Genomic DNA, 16,560 nt, shown 5'->3' with positions numbered 1-16,560 from the left:
GCCGGCGCGACGTAGGCTGGACGGGTGAGTTCCACGCCCGTTCCCCGCGTCCGCCCACGTCGTCTGCGAGAGGCCCCGGCCATGCGCCGCCTCGTCTCCGAGACGCGCATGCACCCCGCCGACCTGGTGCTGCCGCTGTTCGTGCGCGAGGGCATCACCGCCCCGCTGCCGATCGCGTCGATGCCGGGCGTCGTGCAGCACTCCCTCGAGTCCCTGCCGCAGGCGGTGTCGGATGCCGCGGCCGCGGGCCTCGGCGGCGTGATGCTGTTCGGCGTGCCGGAGGTGCGCGACGCGCGCGGCTCGGGGGCCACGGACCCCGACGGGATCCTGAACGTGGCCACGCGCGTCGCCGTCGAGGCATCCGCCGGCCGGCTCGTGGTGCAGACCGACCTCTGCCTCGACGAGTTCACCGACCATGGGCACTGCGGCGTGCTCGACGACCGCGGACGCGTCGACAACGACGCGACGCTCGAGCGCTACACCGCGATGGCGCTCGAGCAGGCCCGCGCCGGCTCGCAGCTGCTGGGCCTGAGCGGCATGATGGACGGCCAGGTGGCCGCGGTGCGCGAGGCGCTCGACGAGGCCGGGCACGCCGATACGGCGATCCTCGCCTACTCGGCGAAGTACGCGAGCGCGTTCTACGGGCCGTTCCGCGACGCCGTGGAGTCGACCCTCGAGGGCGACCGCCGGTCGTACCAGCTCGACCCGGGCAACCGGCGTGAGGGCCTCCGTGAGGCGATGATCGACATCGACGAGGGCGCCGACATCGTCATGGTCAAGCCCGCCGGCAGCTACCTCGACGTGCTCGCCGATGTCGCCGCGGCATCCGAGGTGCCCGTGTGGGCCTACCAGGTGTCGGGCGAGTACGCGATGATCGAGGCCGCCGCCGCCCACGGCTGGATCGACCGCAGGCGCGCCGTGATCGAGTCGGTGCGCGCCATCCGCCGGGCCGGCGCCGACGCCGTGCTCACGTACTGGGCCGTCGAGCTCGCCGACTGGATCCGAGACGGAGACCTCGCATGAACACCCCTGCCGACACGACCACTGCCGACACGGTTGCTGCCGACACGACCAACGCCGGGCTCTTCGCTCGGGCGCAGGCCGCCATCCCCGGCGGCGTGAACTCGCCGGTGCGCGCGTTCCGCTCGGTGGGCGGCACGCCGCGGTTCCTCGTGAGCGCCCGCGGCGCGTACGTGACCGACGTCGAGGGTCGCGAGTACGTCGACCTCGTCGCCGGGTGGGGTCCCGCGATCCTCGGGCACGCCGATCCGCGGGTGATCGAGGCGGTGACGGATGCCGCGAGCCGTGGTCTCTCGTTCGGCTCGTCGACGCCCGCCGAGACCGAGCTCGCCGAGCTCGTCGAGGCCCGGATCGCGCCGGTCGAGCAGCTGCGCCTCGTGTCGACCGGCACCGAGGCGACCATGAGCGCCATCCGCCTCGCCCGTGGATTCACCGGACGCGACCTGCTCGTGAAGTTCTCGGGCCATTACCACGGGCACTCCGACGGCTTGCTCGCCGAGGCAGGATCCGGACTCGCCACCTTCGCGCTGCCCGGCTCGGCCGGCGTCCCCGCCGACATCGCGGCGCTCACCCTCGTGCTGCCCTACAACGACCTCGATGCCGTGCGGGCGGCGTTCGCCGAGCACGGCGACCGCATCGCCGCGGTCATCGTCGAGGCGGCCGCCGCGAACATGGGCGTCGTCCCGCCGCGGCCCGGCTTCAACCGCGCGCTCGTGGACCTCGCGCACGCCAACGGCTCGCTCGTCATCAGCGACGAGGTGCTCACCGGCTTCCGGGTGTCGGAGGCCGGCTGGTGGGGCGTCGAGCGGGGCGGCGAGGGCGAGTACACTCCCGACCTCCTCACGTTCGGCAAGGTCATCGGCGGTGGCATGCCCGTCGCCGCGCTCGGCGGTCGCGCCGACGTGATGCAGTACCTCGCGCCCGTGGGCCCGGTGTACCAGGCGGGCACCCTCTCGGGGAACCCGGTCGCGGTGGCCGCCGGCGTCGCCACGCTCCGGGCCGCGGATGCCGCGGTGTACTCGCGTCTCGACGTCACCGCCGAGACGATCAGCGCAGCCGTGTCCGACGCGCTCACCGCGGAGGGCGTGGCGCACGGGGTGCAGCGTGCCGGCAACCTGTTCAGCTTCGTGTTCGGCGAGGACGTGGCATCCGGCGTGCACGACTACGCCGGCGTGCAGCGCCAGGAGGCGTGGCGGTACCCCGCGTTCTTCCACGCGATGCTCGACGCGGGCGTCTCGCTGCCGCCGTCGGTCTTCGAGGCGTGGTTCGTCACGGCCGCCCACGACGACGAGGCCATCGGCCGCATCGTCGACGCGCTGCCCGCGGCCGCCCGCGCCGCGGCATCCGCTCGCCCGGCCTGAGGCCGCTCGCTGCGGGAGCCCGCCGCCGGCGGGACGGACGGCGCGACAGGCCTGACGCGGCGAAACCGTTATTCCATTGTGGGGTGGCGACGCGACGGCTGTCGCCGGCCTCGGGCAGGATGGAACCATGGCCAACCTTCGCGTGCATCCCGATCGGATCGAGGTTCACCTCACCCCGGCCGAGAAGGCGCTCGCGCTGCGTGCCGACGACATCGTGGTGCAGCGCGACGACATCCGCTCGGCGACCGTCACCGACGACCCGTGGGTGTGGATCCGCGGCATCCGCAAGCGGGGCAGCGAGGTGCCGCTCGTCGTGGCGGTCGGTGTGTGGAAGTACCACGGCGGCACCGACTTCGTCATCGTGAAGGGCAAGCGGCAGGCCGTGGTGCTCGAGCTGGCCGACGGCGAGTTCACCCGCCTCATCCTGAGCACCAACCACTCGGCCACGCTCATCGACCGGCTGAAGCTCAACGAGCCGCCGTCGGTGGCCGACGGGCATCCCGCCGAGTAGGGCGCTTCGACGCCGAGGTGCGTCGACGGCGAATCGGTGCGCGAGGCGTCCGATGCTCGGCTGTTCTGGGCTGCCATCCGACCGTTTCCGGGTCAATGCCCCGAACGGGGGGAAGACTGCGGTCACCGCGAGGCGTAGAACTGACTTCACCCGAGAAACATGAGGCGATCTCGAAACTGACCTCGTCGCGCGTTTTCACCCAGACCTCCCCTGGTCTGAGCACAAGCCCGATAGCACGCCGATGCGCATCCCCTTGCGTCCCGGCGTGGCGTATTACGACTCTCGTCCCCAAGGGTCTTCCCGTGTCCCACCCTGCCTGGCTCTCGACGTCGTCGGCCCTTCCGCGGCCACCGTCATCGGACCGCCCGTCTCCGCCCCTCAGGGCGGCGGGCAGGTCGCGGCGTGCGCCATCCCACAGACACGCGACAGGCTCATCGATCCGGCCACCGGGCCGCCCAGACGTCGGGGCGGGGGAGCGGATATCAGCCCAGTTGTCCGCCTCCCCCGTCACGACACCATCCAGCGCGCGTGCGGGGCACGGCAGCGCAGTCGCAGCACCGAGCGGGTGGGTGGCACCGCGACCGAGGAGTCGGCGTGAGGGTGCGGTTCCCCGCTCCGACTGACGCGCGCCCCGCCGTCACCGTGGTGATCCCGTGCTACCGGCAGGGGCAGTACCTGGATGCCGCGGTCGGCGCAGTGCTCGCGCAGGACGACGTCGACCCACGGGTCGTCATCGTCGACGACGCCTCACCGGACGGTTCGCTTGCCGCGGGTCGACGGCTGGCCGCCGACGAGCGCGTGCAGGTCATCGCGCACGACGAGCACGCCGGCCGCATCGCGTCCTGCAACGACGGCCTCGCGGTCGTGACGACGGAGTTCGTCGCCGTCGTGTCCGCCGACGACCTCGTCGCCCCCGGTGCCCTTGGACGAGCGGCACGGCTCATGCTCGCTGAGCCCACGGTCGGGATGGTGTACGGCAGGCCGCTCGAACTCGACGACGAATCGGATGCCGCCGGTGTCGGCGCAGGCGCTCGTCGGGTCACCTGGACCGTGTGGCACGGCCACGAATGGATCCGCCTCGCCTGCTGGCGCGGTCGGAGCTTCATCCTCTCGCCCGAGGTCGTCGTGCGCATGGAGGCGGTGCGTCAGGTCGGGCCCTACGACGCACGCCTGCCCCACTCCGACGAGCTCGAGTTCCCGCTCCGCATGGCGGCCCGCTGGGACGTCGCGCGGGTGAACGGACCGCTGCAGGCCATGCACCGCGTGCACGCCGACGACACGAGGGTCAGCGCGTTCGACGGGATGGCTGAGCATCTTCGCGAGCGGGCCGCGGCGTTCCGCACGATCGCGGCGCCCGGCACGCGCGAGGCGGTCCCGAGGTACGACCTCCTGCTCAGCCGGGCTGAACGGGCGGTCGCGCGGGAGGCATTGCTGCTGGCGCAACGCGAGCTCGACGGCGGCGGCGACGCGGACGTCGCATCCGACCTCTATCGCGTGGCCGGCGAGGTGCGCCGCTCGTCGCTGCGGCGACGTCGGGGTCGTGCCGTCGTGCGCGGCCTCCGTCGTGCGTACGCAGGAGGTTCGCCGCGACTGGCGCAGCGGTGCATCGAGGCCTGCCGCCGCCAGTTGGATCGGCTTCGATGGTCGTTCTGGAGACACGTGGGGATCTCGTGACCGACGAGCAGGAGGTGGCCGGATGACCGTGCCGTTCACGGATCTCGCCGCGCAGCAGCACGAGGTGGACGACGAGGTGCTGCCACGGCTGCGTGCCGCCTTGGCGTCGGGAGTGTTCGTCGGCGGACCCGAGGTCGATGCGTTCGAGCGTGAGTACGCGGCCTACACCGGCGCCCGGCACTGCGTCGGCATGGGCAGCGGAACGGACGCCCTCGAGGCGGCGCTTCGCGCCGTCGGCGTCGGCCAGGGCGTCGAGGTCATCCTCCCCGCCAATACGTTCATCGCCACGGCTGAGGCCGTCATCCGCGCCGGCGGCATCCCGGTCCTCGTCGACGTCGACGCGACTTCGCTGCTCATCGATCCCGACGCGGTCGAGGCGGCGTCGAGCACGGCGACGCGCGTCATCGTCGCCGTGCACCTCCATGGCCAGGCCGCGCCGGTCGAGGACCTGGTGCCCATCGCGCGCCGCATCGGCGCGGTGCTGGTGGAGGATGCCGCCCAGTCGCACGGCGCGAGGCGGCATGGCGAGGTGTCGGGCAGCCTCGGGCGCATCGCGGCGACCAGCTTCGCCCCCGGCACCAACCTCGGCGCCGCGGGCGACGGCGGCGCGGTCACGACCGACGACCCCTCACTCGCGCGGGCAGTGCGCATGATCGGCTCGCACGGCAGCGAGGACGGCGACGAGCATTCGCTGCTGGGCTTCACCTCCCGGCTCGATGCGGTGCAGGCCATCGTGCTCTCGGCGAAGCTCAAGCGCCTGGAGGACTGGAACGCCAGGCGACGCGCCGTGGCCTCCGTCTATTCGGCGCTCCTCCACGACATCGACGAGGTGGTCCTCCCGCAGGTCGCGAATGGCAACGAGCATGTCTGGCACCACTACGTGGTCAGGGTCGCGAACCGGGAGCACGTGGCCGCGCAACTCGCCGCCGCCGGGGTCGCCACCGGCATCCACTATCCGGTCCCGCTGCACCGTTCTCGTGCCCTGGCCGACCAGCGCATTCGGCGGACCGACTGCCCGGTGGCGGATGCCGCCGCGGACGAGCTCCTCAGCCTGCCGATCTTCCCGCACATGACGGCCCGGCAGGTCGTGCGGGTCACCCGTGCGATGCGCGAGGCGTTCGGCCTCAGGCCCGAGGGCGACCCGTTCGTGCGTGAGCGCGAGGTCGACGTGACGGGGGCGTGGCCCGCCGCGTGAGCCCGCTGGCCCGAGTCGGCGCTTGGTGACACACGGCCGACGCGTCTTGGGGGCAAGAGGCAGGGACGCGCCGGCCGCGGTCGTCTAGGGGGCTGCGGCCCGGAGCGCGACGACGAGGCGGCGGAGCGTGCGCAGCAGTGGCGGCGCTTCCGGCATCGCGGTCGTACGGCGTTCGGGGGACGCGACCATGAGGGAGCCTCGGGGACAGCCCAGGGGAGGGCGAGCGTTCAACGCGGAACGGGGCCGATCGATGCCGGCTCGTCAGTGGCCCAGTCGCGACGCCGGAGCGTCGCGCCTCTCGCACGCTGACACGTGCGATTCACTCGCGCCCGCCGAACCGAGCGACCCGGAAGTCGCGATCGACGGGAGTGCTCTGAAAGCTACGCCTGCGCGCGAACAGCGCATAGGACCCCATTCGGGGGAGGGCGGGAGGGAGCCCGACCCGGCGGCTCACGCCAGGGCGAACAGCACGAACCCGATGAGCGGCAGGGTGCCCTGGATCAGCGCGGGCCGCAGGTAGCCGCGGCCGGTCGTCGTCAGCACGAGGGCCGCGAGCACCATGCAGGCGGTGGTGAACAGCACGAGGGCCTTGCCGACGTCGACGGCGCCCGCCCAGTACATCACCAGCCCGAGCGCGGCTCCGATCCCGAGGAACAGGTTGTAGAAGCCCTGGTTGTAGGCCATCGGCCGGGTGGTGTCGGCGGAGGCCTGGTCGGGAACGCCGAACCGCTTCCACGTCGACGGGCGGGTCCACCACACGCTCTCCATGAGGAAGATGTAGCCGTGCAGGAGCGCGGCGAGGGCGACGAAGATGCTCGCGATGACGGCCATGTCGCGATCGTATCGGTCGGGCGCGCCGGGGCGGTCAGGGCGCGGCGGTCGGCTGCGGGTCCACGGACATCGTGACGGGCACGCCGAGGAAGCGCTCCAGGTCGGCGACGGATGCCGCGAGCGCGCGTTCCTCGGGCGCCGAGAACGCGCGCCACGGCACCACCCTGGCGGTCGCGCGCTTCGCCTGCACGACCGGCGCCCAGCGCCCCGCCATGACGCCGTCGACCATGAGCGCGTGCAGGGGGAACTCGGCGTGCACCGCATCGCGGTCGGCGGGAAGCAGGTAGGTGCGGGGCGCGGCGTAGCCCATGATGTACTCGTCGTACGCCTGCAGCAGGTCGACCACGGGTCCGTCGGCGGGCGGGGATGATGCACCGTCGACGGATGCTGCGCCGACGGATGCCGCGTCGACGACGTGCCGCGTGCCCTCGACGTCGATCCACTCGAAGCGGCCGGAGCCGGCCCGCTCCGCGGCATCCGCGAACGCCTGCCGGGTGTCGCCGAGCGTGAAGCCCGACCAGGTCGCGAAGTCCCGGTCGGTCACCGGTCCGCGCGAGGCGATGAAGCGGGCGGCCAGGTCGGCGAGCGCCTCGTCGCGCGGCCGGGGCGCCGACGGCGGCACACGCTCGTCGAAGGCGGCGTACGTGCGCTGCTTGCCGGCGTTCGCCCCGCTGATCGCGACGCGTTCCAGCTCGGCCGTCATCATGACGTAGACGAAGCTGAGGCCCGTGCCCTCGATCCCGCCCGCGTCGAGCGCCGCGGCGAGCTCGGCCCGGGTGCGATGCCCGCCCGCCAGTGACGCGGCGACGAGGTCCAGCGCGCGGGCGGCGACCTCGCCCTCGATCCCGGTGCGGCGGTAGTGGGTGCCGTTGGCGCGGTGCACCCGTTCCGCCGAGAGCTCCATGATCCAGCGCGCGTCGTCGGGGTGGAGGAAGTGCCACGTGGGTCGCAGCACGTGCGTGCGGAGGATCTCGCCCGTGTCGAGCGCCGCGGCGACGGATGCGGCATCCGGTCGCCGCTCGACCGGCACGCGCGCGGCGAGCCCCCACTGCGCCGGCACGAACTCCTGCGCCTGCACCGCCGCGAACCGCCGCACGACCTCGGGAGCCGAGGCGTCGAACGGGGCGCGCAGTCCCTGCACGCGCAGGCGCAGTTCCCGCAGGCCGGCCAGGTCCACCGCTACTGCACGTCCCGGCGCCACGTCGTCGCGCCGCCGATGAGCGTCGCCAGCACGCCGATCGCGAGCAGCACGAGCCCGCCCTGCCACCAGTCGAGCGTCTGCGTTCCACCCGCCGAGGCGATGCTGTAGAACGAGGCGCCGACGAGCGCGTCGCTCGCAGCCCCCGGCAGGAACTGGCCGATCGATGCGGTGACCTCGTTCAGCGACGCCGCCAGGCGCAGGATCGGCTCGACGAACTGGGTGAACGCGATCACGATGACGATGGCGGCGACCTGGTTGGGCACGAGCGAGCCGAGCCCGACGCCGATGGTCGCCCAGAGCGCCATCGCGAGGATGCCGCGGCCGACGAGCGCCCACGTGTCGCTGTCGTCCAGGCCGCTGTCGAGGCCGAACAGGGCGAGCGCCCCGGCACCCGCGGCGACCGACGTGGCGAACGCGATCACCCCGAAGCCGGCGCCCATCACGAGCTCCGAGACGAACTTCGCGCTGAGCACCACCGACCGGTGCGGCTGGGCGAGGAACGTGGGCGTGAGCGTCTTGTGCCGGAACTCCCCGGTGACCGCGAGCGCACCGAGCAGCACGGGGAACACGTAGCCCACCGACGAGGCGAAGCTGTAGAGCAGCGGAGCGAGCTGGGCCCCGGGAGGCAGCTGCGTGCTGCCGCCGGCCCGCGACGCGGCATCCGGATTCTCGATCGCCCAGCCGAAGAACGCACCGAGGCCGCCAGCGAGGAAGGCGACGTAGGCGACGAGCAGGATGGCGAGCAGCCACCACATGCGCGTCGTGAAGACCTTCTGGAACTCCGAGCCGATCGCGCGCATCAGTGCACCTCCTCGCCGACGAGTGCGAGGAACGACTCCTCGAGTCCGGATTTCAGCCGGTGCAGGGCGCTGAGCTCGACGCCGCCGACGAAGGCCGCGTGCCCGACGAGTCCGGGGTCGGGCTCATCGACGATGAAGCCGCTGCGACCCTCGGTGAACTCCAGCCCGGCCTGCTCGAGCGCCGCGGCGAGGCTCGGCCGGTCGGGGGAGTCGACGATGGTGCGCGGTGCGGCGTCGAGCTCGAGGCTCGACAGCGTGCCGGTCTTCACGAGCCGGCCGCGCGAGATGATCACCACGTCGTCGACGCTCTGCTGCACCTCGCTGAGCAGGTGCGAGCTCACGAGCACCGTTCGCCCCTCGCGGGCGAGGCCCTGCAGGAACCCGCGGATCCACTTGATGCCCTCGGGGTCGAGGCCGTTGATGGGTTCGTCGAGCACGAACACGGCCGGATCGCCGAGCAGGGTGTAGGCCAGCGAGAGCCGCTGGCGCATGCCGAGGGAGTAGCCGCCCACGCGCCGGTCGGCGAACTCGTCGAGGCCGACCTGCTCGAGCACGGCCGGCACGCGGGTGCCAGGGATGCCCGCCGCCGTGGCGTAGACGCGCAGGTGGTTGCGGGCCGTGCGGCCGGGGTGGAAGTTCGCGTCGAGCGCGGCGCCCACCGTCGTGAGGGGGCGCGGCAGGTCGCGGTAGGCGGTGCCGCCGAAGGTGGCCGTGCCCGTGCTGGGCCGAACGAGTCCGAGGAGCACCCGCAGGGTCGTCGTCTTGCCCGCGCCGTTCGGGCCGAGGAACCCGGTGACCCGGCCGGGTTCCACCGTGAAGCTGAGGTCGTCGACCGCGGTCACGTGGCCGAACTGCTTGCTGAGCCCCGAGATCTCGATGGGGATGCCGCTCTCCATGCGCTCTCCTCACGTGCGGGGACGTCAGGACCCGCGATGGGCCGGCCCCCGCACGGCCCCGGACGGTCGAACCGCCACAGGGCCACCCTAGCGACGGACCGGCGCGCGGGGCATCCGTCGGGCGGGGGATTCGCGGAGTGGGCGCTAGTTGAGCGGTCGGATGCCGGCGGGCAGCACGCCCCCGTCGTAGAGGTAGCTCGCCAGGTCCTGCAGCTCGGCGAGCACGACGCGCTGGCTGTACGGGCCGTAGGAGAGGCGCGCGACGCCGAGCTCCTGGAGGCGCGTGGGCGTGGGCACGTCGGGGAGCCCGATGAGGCTGACCCGCTGCTCGCCGAGGCCGGCGACGAGCTCGACGACGACGTCCTCGCCGAAGTTGCCGGGCACGAAGACGCAGGTGGCGCCGGCCTCGAGGTAGGCGCGCCCGCGCTCGATCGCGTCGGCGACGTTCGTGTCGCGCTCGCGATCGCGACCGCGGAGGAACGCGTCCGTGCGCGCATTGAGCACGAACGGCACGCCCTCGGCCTCGCCGGCGGCCACGGCGGCCTCGACGGCGGCGACGGACTCGGCGAGGGGCTTCAGCTGGTCCTCGAGGTTCGCGCCGACGACGCCCACGCCGATCGCGCGGCGGATCGTCTCGCCCGGGTCGCCGTAGCCGGCCTCGAGGTCGGCGGTGACGGGAACGTCGACGGCGGCCGCGATGCGCCCCACCATGTCGAGCATGAGGTCCACGGGGATCTGCTCGCCGTCGGGGTACCCGAACGTGGCGGCGATGGAGTGGCTGGCCGTCGCGATCGCGCGGGTGGCGTGCAGCGCGGCCACGGCCTTGGCGCTCACGACGTCCCACACGTTCACCACCTGCAGCAGTTCGGGGTCGGTGTGCAGGCGGCGGAGTTCGGCAGCGGTCTCGGCGAGGGTCATCCGCTCAGCCTACGGACCGGGGCGGCGGCGCGACACCCGGGGCGTCAGCGCAGCGTCCCGGCGGAGGCCGTCAGCGCAGCGCCCAGGCGAGGCCCTCGAGCAACCGGTCCACGTCGGCGTCGTCGGTGTAGGGCGCGAGACCCATTCGCAGGCCACCAGCATCGCCGAGGCCGAGGTGCCGCGACGCCTCGAGCGCATAGAAGTTGCCCGACGGCGCGAGCACCTTCCCCTCGGCGAGCGACCGGGTGAGGTCGGCCGCCACGCGGCCGTCGAACGTGGCGAGCAGGGTGGGCGTCCGCCGCGCCGCGCGTGACCGGATCGACGCACCCGGCAGCGCGGCCAGCCCCTCCTCGAGCCGGTCGAGCAGCCGCGCCTCGTGCTCGTGCAGCGCGGCGTACGACGCGGTGAGGCGCTCCCGGCGCGACTCCGCCGCCTCGGCCGCGTCGGGGTCGAGCCCTGCCAGCACGTCGACGGCGGCCGTGACCCCCGCCAGCAGCTCGTAGGGGAGTGTGCCGAACTCGAACCGCTCGGGCACCACGTTGGTCGCCGGCAGCAGCTTGTCGGGCAGGATCCGCTCGAGCAGCTCGGGCCGGGCCGCGAGCACGCCGCAGTGCGGGCCGAGGAACTTGTAGGGCGAGCACACGTAGAAGTCAGCGCCGAGTGCACCCATCGCCGGCAGCTCGTGCGCGGTGAGGTGCACGCCGTCGACGAACACGAGCGCGCCGGCGTCGTGCGCCGCGGCGGCGATCCCGGCGACGTCGGGCTTCGTGCCCAGCAGGTTCGACGCCCCCGTCACCGCGACGACGCGGGTGCGGTCTGAGAGCGCCGCGGCCGCGGCATCCGTCGACAGCTCTGCGGTGTCGGGGTCGAAGTCGACCCAGCGCACCGTCGCGCCCGTGTGCTCGGCCGCCTGCACCCACGGCCGCACGTTCGCGTCGTGGTCGAGGCGGGTGACCACCACCTCGTCGCCGGGACCCCACTCGCGTGAGAGATGCCGTGAGAAGTCGTAAGTCAGCTGCGTCGCGCTGCGGCCGTGCACGATGCCGCGGGGGTGCGCGTCGAGCAGGTCGGCCATCGCCAGCCGGAACCGGTGCACCGCGGCCTCGGCGCGCTCCTCCGACTCGCCGATCGTGCCGCGGTTGGAGAGCGGCCCGGTGAGCACGGATGCCACGGCGTCGCCGACCGCGCGCGGCGTCTGCGTTCCGCCCGGACCGTCGAAGTGCGCCCACCCGCTCTCCAGCGAGGGGAACAGCGAACGGATGCGCGCGACGTCGTAGGCCATGCGGGCAGCCTAATCACGGCGGGGCGGTGGCACGAGGGGCCGTCGGCGTGGTCCCGCGGACTAGCATGCAGTCATGGGCGGGGTGGGCGCCGAGGCATCCGGTGCGGCAGGCGAGGCGCCACGGCGCGGGTTCTCGTTCAGCGCGCTGCTCGACGGCTTCTTCTTCGTCTTCGCCGGGCTCGCGGCCATCTGGCTCGCCTACCTGCTGTTCACCGAGTCGTTCTCGTTCGGCTGGTGGGGCATCCTCGGCTTCGTCCTGTTCTGGGCACTGCTCGCCTACCTCGTGCTGCCACGGCTGCACCGCATCCTCACCACCATCTACGTGCCCGACTACTTCATCGGTCGCGCCCGCACGAGCGACGGACTCCTCGGCGACCCCGTGAACCTCGCGGTGCTCGGCGACGAGGCACAGCTGCACGCCGCGATGCTCGCCGCCGGGTGGACGCGCGCCGACGAGGTCACCCTCGGCTCCAGCTGGCGCATCGTCACGTCCACCGTGACCCGGCGCAGCTACGACGAGGCTCCGGTGAGCCCGCTCTTCCTGTTCGGGCGGCAGCAGGACTCCGCGTACCAGCAGGAGGTGGCCGGCAATCCCGCGAAGCGCCACCACGTGCGCTTCTGGCGCTGCCCCGACGGCTGGCTGCTGCCCGGCGGCTCGCGCGTCGACTGGCTCGCCGCGGGCACGTTCGACCGGGCGGTGGGCTTCTCGCTCTTCACCCTGCAGGTCACGCACAAGATCGACGCCGACACCGACGTCGAACGCGACCACATCGTCACCACGGTGCGCGACGCGCACCCCGCCGTGCGCGTCGAGGTGCTGCGCGACTTCGCGACCGGCTACCACTCCCGCAACGGCGGCGGCGACTCGATCATCACCGACGGCGACCTACCGGTGATCGACGTGCGTGGCGTCACGGTGGCGGATGCCGGGTCGGTTCCGGATGCCGCGGCGGCCGCGTCGGTTCCGGATGCCGCGCCCGGGGCATCCGCGCTCCCGGCAGGCGGTGACGCATGACCGCCGTCGAGAAGCGCCCGGCGTTCGAGCCGCCGGCCGTGCTCGTCGCGCCCGTCGCAGGTCCGCCCGCCATGCGCCGGCCCATCTCGACCACCGTCGGCGCGGCACTCGTGCTGCTGCGGGTGCTGGCGGGTGCCGTCTGGCTGGGCGCGCTCTCGCTCCAGTGGGACCAGGTCTTCACTGAGGCGGTCGACGAGGTCGGCGACCCGATCACCGGCGACGCGTTCGCGGCGACATCGCAGGCCGTCTACACGTTCACCGTTATCCTGATCGGCGTCGTGCTGCTCATCGACCTCGTGCTCGGCGTGCTGACGTGGCTCGGGCTCAACTGGCCGCGCATCGTGGTGATGGTCATCTCCACCATCAGCATCAGCTCGTCGTTCGTGACCTGGTGGGTCGGCGACCAGGAGATCACGCTGCAGACCACGTTCGTGACGCTCGCCCTCGACATCCTGGTGATGCTCGCCCTGTCGAGCCGCTCGGCCCGGGCCTACGCCCGCCGCCCGCGGCCGCCCGGCCGCGCGCGCTGACCGCCGCCGCGCGCGAAGGCCGCCGTCAGGCGTCGCCTCCTGGCGCGGGCAGCGACACGTCGAGCAGCGCCGCGGCGACCGACCGGATGAGCGCGGTGACCTCGCCGTGGGTCTTGGTGCCCGCGAGGATGTCCATCACGAGGCCGTCCTCCAGCGCGACGAGTGCCCAGGCCACCTCGGTGACCTGGATGCGCGGATGGAAGACGCCGGCAGCCACGCCGTCGTCGAGGATCCCGACGTAGATCTCGACCTGGCGACGGTCGAGGGCGTGGTCGGCGTCGTTCAGCGACTCGTCGCGCAGGCCGGCCGGCCAGAACTCGTAGAGGATGCGCGACTCGTCACCCTCGAGCCCGCCGGTGCTGCCGGCCTCGATGGCGGCGGTGAGCCGCTGGCCGGGTGTGCTCGCCTCTGCGACCGCCCGGCTGATGGTGTCGATGAACCGGTCGCTCGCCGCGTAGACGAGCTCACGCACGATCTCGCTGAGCCCCGTGAAGTAGTAGAGCACCGCCGAAGGCTCCATGTCGGCGGCGGTCGCGACGGCGCGCAGCGTGGTGCCCTCGGCGCCTTCGCGTACGGCCACGCGACGGGCGGCGTCGAGGATGGCGAGGCGTCGCTCGGCCTTGCGGTTGGGACGGGGCACGCGCTCATTCTGCCGTGATCCGGGGCCAGGGCGCGTCCCGCGCGCACCGTTTTCTGAATCTCGTACGGAAAACACTTGACGCGCGACCATGTCGTTGTTTGAATGCCATTCAACTGAGTTGTCTGAAGATCATTCAGACAACGATCGCAGTCGAAGGAGACTCGATGAGCCCGACACCTCTCACCCCGGCGTCGTCGCCCACAGCGGGCGCACCCGACAAGGGCCTCCAACGCGACGCGCTCGGCCTCGGCCGTATCGTGGCACTCGGCCTCGCCGCCGTCGCGCCGGCGTACAGCCTCGCGGTCACGCTCGGGTACGTCGTCGGGGCCGTCGGCGTGCAGACCCCGGCCGCCTTCCTGCTCGGCTTCGTGCCGATCCTCTTCACCGCGTTCGCGTTCCGCGACCTGAACCGCGCCATGCCCGACTGCGGCGGCGTCTTCGTCTGGATCTCGCGGGCGCTCGGCCCGTTCGCGGGATGGTTCTTCGGAGGATGGGTGCCGCAGGTCGCGACGTTCATCGCCACGGCTGCGCTCGCCGAGGTCGCCACGGTCTACCTCCTCGACGCCGTCGGACTCGGGTTCGTCGCCGACGATCCCGTCGCGACGATCGCGATCGCGATCGGCCTCATCGCGCTCAGCGCCGCGGTCGCCGTGCGAGGGATCGAGCTCGCGGCCTGGATCCAGTACGCCCTCATCGCGCTGCAGATCGTGGCGATCGGCGGATTCTGCGTGGCCGCGTTCTCGGCGATGGCCGCCGGCACGGCGCCCTCGACCGGCGAGCCGGTGAGCCTCAGCTGGTTCAACCCGTTGGCCGTCGGCGATCCCGCCGGACTGGTCGCGGGCGTCATCCTGTGCCTGTTCATCTACTGGGGCTGGGACGCGCTCATCTCCGTCAACGAGGAGACGACGGAGCGTTCCCGTACGCCGGGTCGTGCCGTGATCATCTCGACGGTCATCCTGCTGGTGCTCTACTGCGGCGCCTCGGTCGCCGCGATCGGCTACGGCGGGGTCGACCTGATCACGTCGGATGCCGCGATCGACGACGTGCTCTCGGTGCTCGGCCCGCTCGCCACAGGCGAGGTCTTCGGCCGGGTGATCACCCTGGCGATCGGGTTGTCCGCACTTGCGGCGCTCTTCACGGTGGCCGTGAGCACCCCCCGCACCTGGCTCAGCATGGCCACATACCGCGCACTTCCGGCGAGCGTCGGCCGGGTGCATCGCGTGCACCGCACCCCCCATCTCGCCACTTACTGGTGGGCCGGACTCAGCGTCGCCACGATCGTCGTGCTCACGCTGGTCTCGAGCGACTTCATCGGCCTCGCGATCCTCGCGATCGGCGTGATGGTCGCCGCCTACTACGCCGTCACCGCGATCGCGGCGATCGTCTATTTCGCTTCCGACCTGCGTCGCGGGCCCCGGTCCTTCATCGTCGCCGGTGTCCTCCCCGCGCTCGGCGCCCTGCTCATGATCGTGGCATTCATCGTGAGCGCGATCGACATGGCCCGGCCCGACTACGTCGGGGACTCCGTCCTCGGCGTCGGCACCGTGTTCTGGATCGGCGTGGGCGCCCTGGCGCTCGGCCTCATCGTCACGCTCCTGGTCCGGCCCGTGTTCCCCGAGTTCTTCGCCCGACGCGTCATTCCCGTCGGCACGGTCCACGACCACGACTTCGTGATCGCCGACCCAGCGGATGCCCCGCCGACCGCCATTCCGGATGCCGCTCCCGCCGCCATCCCGGATGCGGTGCCCGCCGTTCCGCCCACCGAATCGACCCGAGAGGAGCGCTGATCGTGCGCACCCTGTCCATTGCAGCCATCCAGACCACCGCCGTGGCGCGTGACCTCGACGCCACGTGGCAGCGGTTCGCCGGCCAGGTGCGCGCTGCGGTCGCGATGCGGCCGCACGTCGACCTGGTCGTCGTGCCCGAGCTGCTGCTGGCGGCGCCCGGCCCGCTCCTCGTCGCCGACCCGCAGTTCGACGAGCGCGCCGCGACGAGCATCCCCGGCCCACTCACCGACCGGCTCGGCGACCTCGCCCGCGAGCTCGGCGTCTGGCTCGTTCCCGGATCCCTCGTCGAGCGCGACGAGGACGGACGGCTCTTCAACACGGCCGTCGCGATCTCACCCGAGGGCGAGATCGTCGCCCGCTACCGCAAGCTCTTCCCATGGCGGCCGTACGAGGCGCTGGAGCCGGGCAGCGACTTCGTCACGTTCGACATCCCGGGCAAGGGCCGGGTCGGGCTCGCGATCTGCTTCGACGGCAGCTTCCCCGAGGTGGCCCGGCAGCTCGCGTGGCTCGGCGCCGACGTGATCATCCAGCCGACGCTGACCACCACTCGCGACCGCGAGATGGAGGTCGTGATGTCGCGTGCGAACGCCTTCGCGAATCAGGTCTTCGTCGTCAACGTCAACAGCGCCTCGCCCGCCGGCGTGGGGGCGAGCGTGCTCGTCGATCCCGAGGGCACGATCATGCAGCAGGCCGGCGAGGGCGAGGAGGTGCTGTTCGGGGTGCTCGACCTCGACCGTGTGCGACTCGTGCGGGAGCACGGCACGTTCGGGCTGAACCGCCCGTGGGCCCAGCTCGCCGACCAGTGCGCGCTCGTGCGGTACCCGATGTACGGCGGGGCGACCTTCCAGCCCCCGGCCTGGGCGGTCGATCCCGCCCTCGCGTGACCGCCGCCCCGGCAG

16 protein-coding genes are annotated in these 16,560 nt (G+C 72.5%); 9 read left to right on the top strand and 7 right to left on the bottom strand.

Annotation, left to right across the window (positions count from 1 at the left end):
• Positions 1 to 24: 24 nt before the first annotated feature.
• From hemB to J2X63_RS06615, 5 genes are all read left to right on the top strand, one after another.
• Positions 25 to 1,023: a porphobilinogen synthase gene (hemB, locus tag J2X63_RS06635; protein WP_309975354.1), complete on the top strand. Its 999-nt coding sequence runs from the start codon at positions 25 to 27 to the stop codon at positions 1,021 to 1,023.
• On the top strand, positions 1,020 to 2,381 hold the full coding sequence (gene hemL, locus J2X63_RS06630) for a glutamate-1-semialdehyde 2,1-aminomutase (protein ID WP_309975351.1): 1,362 nt from the start codon (positions 1,020 to 1,022) through the stop codon (positions 2,379 to 2,381). The genes hemB and hemL overlap by 4 nt, the downstream gene beginning before the upstream one ends.
• A gap of 127 nt (positions 2,382 to 2,508) precedes the next feature.
• Positions 2,509 to 2,892 (top strand): hypothetical protein, encoded by a 384-nt coding sequence (locus tag J2X63_RS06625; RefSeq protein WP_309975350.1) that lies wholly within the window; start codon positions 2,509 to 2,511, stop codon positions 2,890 to 2,892.
• 594 nt (positions 2,893 to 3,486) lie between these two features.
• Positions 3,487 to 4,566: a glycosyltransferase family 2 protein gene (locus tag J2X63_RS06620; RefSeq protein WP_309975348.1), complete on the top strand. Its 1,080-nt coding sequence runs from the start codon at positions 3,487 to 3,489 to the stop codon at positions 4,564 to 4,566.
• Between the two features lie 22 nt (positions 4,567 to 4,588).
• Positions 4,589 to 5,761 (top strand): DegT/DnrJ/EryC1/StrS family aminotransferase, encoded by a 1,173-nt coding sequence (locus J2X63_RS06615; RefSeq protein WP_309975345.1) that lies wholly within the window; start codon positions 4,589 to 4,591, stop codon positions 5,759 to 5,761.
• A 450-nt stretch (positions 5,762 to 6,211) separates the two neighbouring features.
• On the opposite strand, the gene J2X63_RS06610 is transcribed toward J2X63_RS06615, so the two are convergent.
• The 6 genes from J2X63_RS06610 to J2X63_RS06585 form a co-directional block, all read right to left on the bottom strand.
• The gene (locus tag J2X63_RS06610) at positions 6,212 to 6,592 is read right to left on the bottom strand and encodes a DUF1304 domain-containing protein (RefSeq protein ID WP_309975344.1); all 381 of its coding nucleotides are present in this window, start codon (positions 6,590 to 6,592) and stop codon (positions 6,212 to 6,214) included.
• A 34-nt stretch (positions 6,593 to 6,626) separates the two neighbouring features.
• The gene (locus tag J2X63_RS06605) at positions 6,627 to 7,769 is read right to left on the bottom strand and encodes a winged helix DNA-binding domain-containing protein (protein WP_309975342.1); all 1,143 of its coding nucleotides are present in this window, start codon (positions 7,767 to 7,769) and stop codon (positions 6,627 to 6,629) included.
• A 2-nt stretch (positions 7,770 to 7,771) separates the two neighbouring features.
• The gene (locus tag J2X63_RS06600) at positions 7,772 to 8,593 is read right to left on the bottom strand and encodes an ABC transporter permease (RefSeq protein WP_309975341.1); all 822 of its coding nucleotides are present in this window, start codon (positions 8,591 to 8,593) and stop codon (positions 7,772 to 7,774) included.
• Positions 8,593 to 9,489, bottom strand: a complete 897-nt coding sequence (locus tag J2X63_RS06595; protein WP_309975339.1) for an ATP-binding cassette domain-containing protein — start codon at positions 9,487 to 9,489, stop codon at positions 8,593 to 8,595. The genes J2X63_RS06600 and J2X63_RS06595 overlap by 1 nt, the downstream gene beginning before the upstream one ends.
• A 144-nt stretch (positions 9,490 to 9,633) precedes the next feature.
• Entirely contained in the window at positions 9,634 to 10,407 is a 774-nt protein-coding gene (locus tag J2X63_RS06590; protein ID WP_309975337.1) for an isocitrate lyase/phosphoenolpyruvate mutase family protein, read from the bottom strand.
• Positions 10,408 to 10,477: 70 nt separating this feature from the next.
• Positions 10,478 to 11,689, bottom strand: coding sequence for a cysteine desulfurase-like protein (locus J2X63_RS06585; protein ID WP_309975335.1), 1,212 nt, complete (start codon positions 11,687 to 11,689; stop codon positions 10,478 to 10,480).
• Between the two features lie 73 nt (positions 11,690 to 11,762).
• Between J2X63_RS06585 and J2X63_RS06580 the strand changes: the two genes are divergently transcribed.
• Positions 11,763 to 12,704 (top strand): LssY C-terminal domain-containing protein, encoded by a 942-nt coding sequence (locus J2X63_RS06580; RefSeq protein ID WP_309975334.1) that lies wholly within the window; start codon positions 11,763 to 11,765, stop codon positions 12,702 to 12,704.
• Positions 12,701 to 13,234: a hypothetical protein gene (locus tag J2X63_RS06575; RefSeq protein ID WP_309975332.1), complete on the top strand. Its 534-nt coding sequence runs from the start codon at positions 12,701 to 12,703 to the stop codon at positions 13,232 to 13,234. Before J2X63_RS06580 ends, J2X63_RS06575 begins: the two co-directional genes overlap by 4 nt.
• Positions 13,235 to 13,259: 25 nt before the next feature.
• Here the strand turns inward: J2X63_RS06575 and J2X63_RS06570 are convergent, their stop codons facing one another.
• Positions 13,260 to 13,874, bottom strand: coding sequence for a TetR family transcriptional regulator C-terminal domain-containing protein (locus J2X63_RS06570; protein WP_309975330.1), 615 nt, complete (start codon positions 13,872 to 13,874; stop codon positions 13,260 to 13,262).
• 164 nt (positions 13,875 to 14,038) lie between these two features.
• Between J2X63_RS06570 and J2X63_RS06565 the strand changes: the two genes are divergently transcribed.
• Entirely contained in the window at positions 14,039 to 15,661 is a 1,623-nt protein-coding gene (locus tag J2X63_RS06565; RefSeq protein ID WP_309975328.1) for an APC family permease, read from the top strand.
• A 2-nt stretch (positions 15,662 to 15,663) separates the two neighbouring features.
• A complete protein-coding gene (locus J2X63_RS06560) occupies positions 15,664 to 16,545 on the top strand; it encodes a carbon-nitrogen hydrolase family protein (RefSeq protein ID WP_309975326.1) in 882 nt (293 codons plus the stop codon).
• Positions 16,546 to 16,560 lie beyond the last annotated feature (15 nt).

It is taken from the genome of Agromyces sp. 3263, assembly GCF_031456545.1.
In the GTDB taxonomy this organism is placed as follows: Bacteria; Actinomycetota; Actinomycetes; order Actinomycetales; family Microbacteriaceae; genus Agromyces.
This window is presented reverse-complemented; position numbering and strand designations above follow the sequence as displayed.

Coding starts and splice junctions, on each gene's coding strand:
- hemL (WP_309975351.1), top strand. CDS start 1,020: ATGAACACCCCTGCCGACACGACCACTGCCGACACGGTTGCTGCCGAC.
- J2X63_RS06625 (WP_309975350.1), top strand. CDS start 2,509: ATGGCCAACCTTCGCGTGCATCCCGATCGGATCGAGGTTCACCTCACC.
- J2X63_RS06615 (WP_309975345.1), top strand. CDS start 4,589: ATGACCGTGCCGTTCACGGATCTCGCCGCGCAGCAGCACGAGGTGGAC.
- J2X63_RS06610 (WP_309975344.1), bottom strand. CDS start 6,592: ATGGCCGTCATCGCGAGCATCTTCGTCGCCCTCGCCGCGCTCCTGCAC.
- J2X63_RS06600 (WP_309975341.1), bottom strand. CDS start 8,593: ATGCGCGCGATCGGCTCGGAGTTCCAGAAGGTCTTCACGACGCGCATG.
- J2X63_RS06595 (WP_309975339.1), bottom strand. CDS start 9,489: ATGGAGAGCGGCATCCCCATCGAGATCTCGGGGCTCAGCAAGCAGTTC.
- J2X63_RS06590 (WP_309975337.1), bottom strand. CDS start 10,407: ATGACCCTCGCCGAGACCGCTGCCGAACTCCGCCGCCTGCACACCGAC.
- J2X63_RS06585 (WP_309975335.1), bottom strand. CDS start 11,689: ATGGCCTACGACGTCGCGCGCATCCGTTCGCTGTTCCCCTCGCTGGAG.
- J2X63_RS06580 (WP_309975334.1), top strand. CDS start 11,763: ATGGGCGGGGTGGGCGCCGAGGCATCCGGTGCGGCAGGCGAGGCGCCA.
- J2X63_RS06575 (WP_309975332.1), top strand. CDS start 12,701: ATGACCGCCGTCGAGAAGCGCCCGGCGTTCGAGCCGCCGGCCGTGCTC.
- J2X63_RS06565 (WP_309975328.1), top strand. CDS start 14,039: ATGAGCCCGACACCTCTCACCCCGGCGTCGTCGCCCACAGCGGGCGCA.